Here is a 3,687-nt window from a genome sequence, read left to right as displayed (position 1 = left end):
CGCGCAGCAGGGTCAGTCCGGCGTCGGAGCTCATGTCGGCGCCGTCAAACCCGAGCAGGACCGGCTTACCGTTAAGGGGTGACAGGCGGGGCGTGGAGCACGTAGACTGGGTCATGGCGGAGGTCGTCCTGCTGAAATCTGAATCTTTGGCGCCGATAACCAAAAAATACAGAGTTTCAGACGGTTACGCCACCTCCGCCGCCTTCTCGTGAATTATCCGGGCTAAGGAGACCCTTGGCTCAGGCCAGATCCATCGGCACTGGTTGGCGGTGTTCGTCAAGGTGGTTGTCGCCTGCACTCGTTTTCACGCTGCGTGTTCGGCTGGCCCGACCATGGGGCCGCCGCCGCCAGCTTGATGGGGGAGCGCGTCGGCGGCCCCATGGCCTCTGCGCCCGGCTTCGGTTCGCTCGGGGTTCAGCCAGACCGAGCCGATGGGTTGCCAGTTGCGTGTCCGTCCTGACCACCGGTCCGGCCGGGCGGCTCGGGCAAGCTCACAGACCTGATGGCGGCTGGCCAGCAGCGGTCGGTCCTCGCTGCGGTGACGCTGCTCGGGCGTCACGAAGCGGATCGCGCTGTGCCGATGCTGGGTGTTGTACCAAGTGGCGAAGCCCTGGACCCAGGCCCGCGCCTCATCGATCGTCGCGAAGCCGCGGGTCGGCCAGTCGGGCACATACTTGCAGGTCCGGAACAGCGCCTCTGAGAACGGATTGTCGTTCGATACGCGCGGGCGGCTGAAGGATGCGGTGACGCCGAGGCGCTCCATGGTCACCTTCATGGTGGCGCCCTTCATTGGGCTGCCATTGTCGGCATGGAGCGTCAGCGGACTGGTGAGACACTTCTCGGCCCAGACGGCGCGTTCCAGGACCTGGGCGGCGAACTCGGCCGTCTCGCGCTCGTAGACCTCCCAGCCGACAATCTTCCGGCTGAAGATGTCGATGATGAGATAGAGGTGGAAGAAGGTGCCGGCCACCGGTCCAGGCAGCCAGGTGATGTCCCAGCTCCAGACCTGGCACGGCGCTGTCGCCTCGAAGCTGGTGGGCGGCTTGCGGCGTACGGCTGGCCGAGCACGACCCCGACGATGGTTCTGGCCGCGCTCGCGCAAAACCCTGTACATGCTGGATTCCGACGCGATGTATGTGCCCTGGTCAGCTAATCGTGGCACGATCTGGCTGGGCGGGAGGCTCGCGGGCGCGGCGCAGGTGGCCACGATGCGGTCGCGCTCCTCTTCGCTCAGCCTGTTGGCGGGCGTCGGGCGGTCCGCGAACGGACGACGGTCTTCGCAGATCCCGCACTCCGGGTCCTTCCAGCGCTGCAGCGTGCGCGCGCTGAGGCCAAGCTCGGCGCAGGCAGCGGACTGGCAGACGCCTGCCGCCACAGCCTCGTCGACAAGGGCGACGATATTTTGGCGATCCGGAGCGGACGTCATGCGTCCTCGTCCCCTTGGCCCCAGATCGCCTCGGCCTTTTTTCGCAAGATCATCAACGCGGCGGCCTCGGCCAACGCCTTCTCCTTGCGCGCAAGTTCCCGTTCCAGCTGCTGGATGCGTTTCCTGTCGNCCTTCGTCTCGCGCGTGATCCGGCTCGTCGCCGCGCGCTCCCAGTCATTGGCCGGCGCGCAGGCCTCCCGCCAGACACGAAGCTGCTCGGGATAGATGCCACGGCGCCGGCAGTATTCGCCGAGATCGGCTTCGTTCATCGACGCCGTCTCGATCACCGCAGCGAGCTTGTCCGCTGAGGTCCAGCCCTCGGGACCCGCGTTCGCTTCGGGCAGGAACTGCCCCTTCGCCCGCGCCTCCGCCCGCCACTTGGCAAGCGTCGCTACGCTGATCCCTTCCTCCTTGGCCAGCCGGCCCAAGGGCATGTTGTTCGGCGGCAGCATCTTCGTCAGAACCGCCGCTCTCCTCTCCGGTGAATAAGCCAAATCGTCATCCTGTCCCGCCCGCCTCAGTGTATACTTTTAGTGCAAGTGCGGGCGACATCTTCCCTGACAGAGGGGGGGTCCGGCCATTCGCGCTTAGGGTCGAGACTGGGCGGGATGCGGGCCGCATATTGCTGCGAAGCTTGTGGAAATTGCTGTCCACGCTTCGCAACGTAGCGAGACGCATCACCTTGGCGCAACGCTCCGTCGAGAGCTCCGATCAATCCGTCTTCAGATCAACGACGCGAGAGCGCTTGTATTTTGTGTGATAGGGCCACGCAAAGGGAGAGCCGAGAGGGTGCCCGACAAGCCGTTTCACGATCTCCCTGCCGATCTCCTCGTTCAACACAAACTCCGGCAGGCTGTCGAGCTGCTGTGCGGTCAGGTTGAGATTGTTGCGCAGCTCTTTGCGTCCCTGAGCATAGAGGACCTCGCGGACGTCGTTGAACTCGTATTTCGCGAAGGACACTGTGGCCACATCCACGCGGCCTGCCGCCACCTCCGGCACGAAAGCCGCAAGAAAAGCCTTGCTGAGACCGGCGTCGCCATCCTGAACGAAGAAGAAGCGGCAGTCGAATTTCGGCACCATTCTCCTGAGCATCAGCGCGTGGGCGTATTGCTGGATGTCCTGTCGCACGAGGCCGCCTTCGTGAGGCAACTGAAGACCGAGATCTACATCCGCGAGGAGCTCTGGGTCGATCTCGGCTTCTTTAATGATGTCGTTGAGGTATTTCTTGAACTCGGAAGCCGTCCAGAGGCGCCCATGGCGCCGCCAGCAGCGATCTTTCGCCAGATCTCCATTGACCGCCATGTCGATCTCGATCTGTTCCATATCGCCCGCAGGATTGAACTGAAGATGCCCGAAGACGATGAGGCCAGAGTTGGCGTGCGCGGTGCAGAGATGCTGCACAGCCACCGAGGCGCGTTTCTTGCGATTGGGTCAGTTGAGGGTCAGCGTCTGGCTGTCCGTGGCAAATCGGCGGCCGTATTCCTCCCAGTCGACACCTCGCAGATCGCCTTCCCGCCGATCGGTGAACTCCCGAACCCGATCGTAGATAAAATCCAGCTTCCGGTAGACATCACGCGGCGCGACATCGGCGATCTCAGTGATCTTCGACAGGGAGATCCCGTGAACGAGCAGTTTCAGAATCTGCGCGTTCTTCGATTGCCGACGATGGCTGCGCGCCGGGTGCCCGACGGTGAATGCGATCGGCACCGCTTGCAGGCGTATCGCTGATGTCCGGCCTTCGTCCGACCGCTCTTCCAGTAAAGGTCTGGCCACGTCTCCAGCGTCTTGCCGTGTGTAGGGCATCGCTCGTTGCCACAGGCTTTACCGTGGTAGCGTTACAAACGCCGCAGACGCGTGTGTTCTTCGGCAACAGCACGGTTGTTCTTGAGCACGGACTCTTGGCCACAAGAACCGCACTCGAAGTATTTTTTGTCTCCAGTGCCGCCTACCTCGCCACGAGGAAAGTTGGCACTGGCAGGCCGGCGCCTACGTGTCACATCCCGGAAAGTAGTATGGCTGTTTCTTGAACAGCTCTGGCTTGATTTTGTGCCAGTCCTTCATGGCCTGCAAGGGCGCCTTGCTGGCCAACGCTGCTTGCGGGAGCTGCTGGTTGTAGAGCCAGACATATCGGTGGAGCGTGGTCTCCAGGTCCTCGCCTGATCGGAAATGGTGGCTCTGCAGGACCTCTTCGATCCGGCCGTTGAAGCGCTCGACCATTCCGTTGGTCTGCGGCGACTTCGGCGGGGTCAGGCGGTGGTCGA

3 protein-coding genes and 1 pseudogene are annotated in these 3,687 nt (G+C 63.1%); all 4 read right to left on the bottom strand.

Annotation, left to right across the window (positions count from 1 at the left end; all coding sequences use genetic code 11):
- Positions 1–397: 397 nt before the first annotated feature.
- Positions 398–1,878, bottom strand: a pseudogene (locus JSE7799_RS05315) (IS3 family transposase); the annotation flags it as partial.
- Positions 1,879–2,137: 259 nt separating this feature from the next.
- Positions 2,138–2,827: a hypothetical protein gene (locus JSE7799_RS05305; protein WP_055662695.1), complete on the bottom strand. Its 690-nt coding sequence runs from the start codon at positions 2,825–2,827 to the stop codon at positions 2,138–2,140.
- 30 nt (positions 2,828–2,857) lie between these two features.
- A complete protein-coding gene (locus tag JSE7799_RS05300) occupies positions 2,858–3,133 on the bottom strand; it encodes a hypothetical protein (RefSeq protein WP_055662694.1) in 276 nt (91 codons plus the stop codon).
- A gap of 279 nt (positions 3,134–3,412) precedes the next feature.
- Positions 3,413–3,687: integrase core domain-containing protein (locus tag JSE7799_RS05295; RefSeq protein WP_144431569.1), on the bottom strand; the 275-nt coding region annotated here is incomplete at its 5' end.

Source organism: Jannaschia seosinensis (genome assembly GCF_001408515.1).
Classification (GTDB): Bacteria; Pseudomonadota; Alphaproteobacteria; order Rhodobacterales; family Rhodobacteraceae; genus Jannaschia; species Jannaschia seosinensis.
This window is presented reverse-complemented; position numbering and strand designations above follow the sequence as displayed.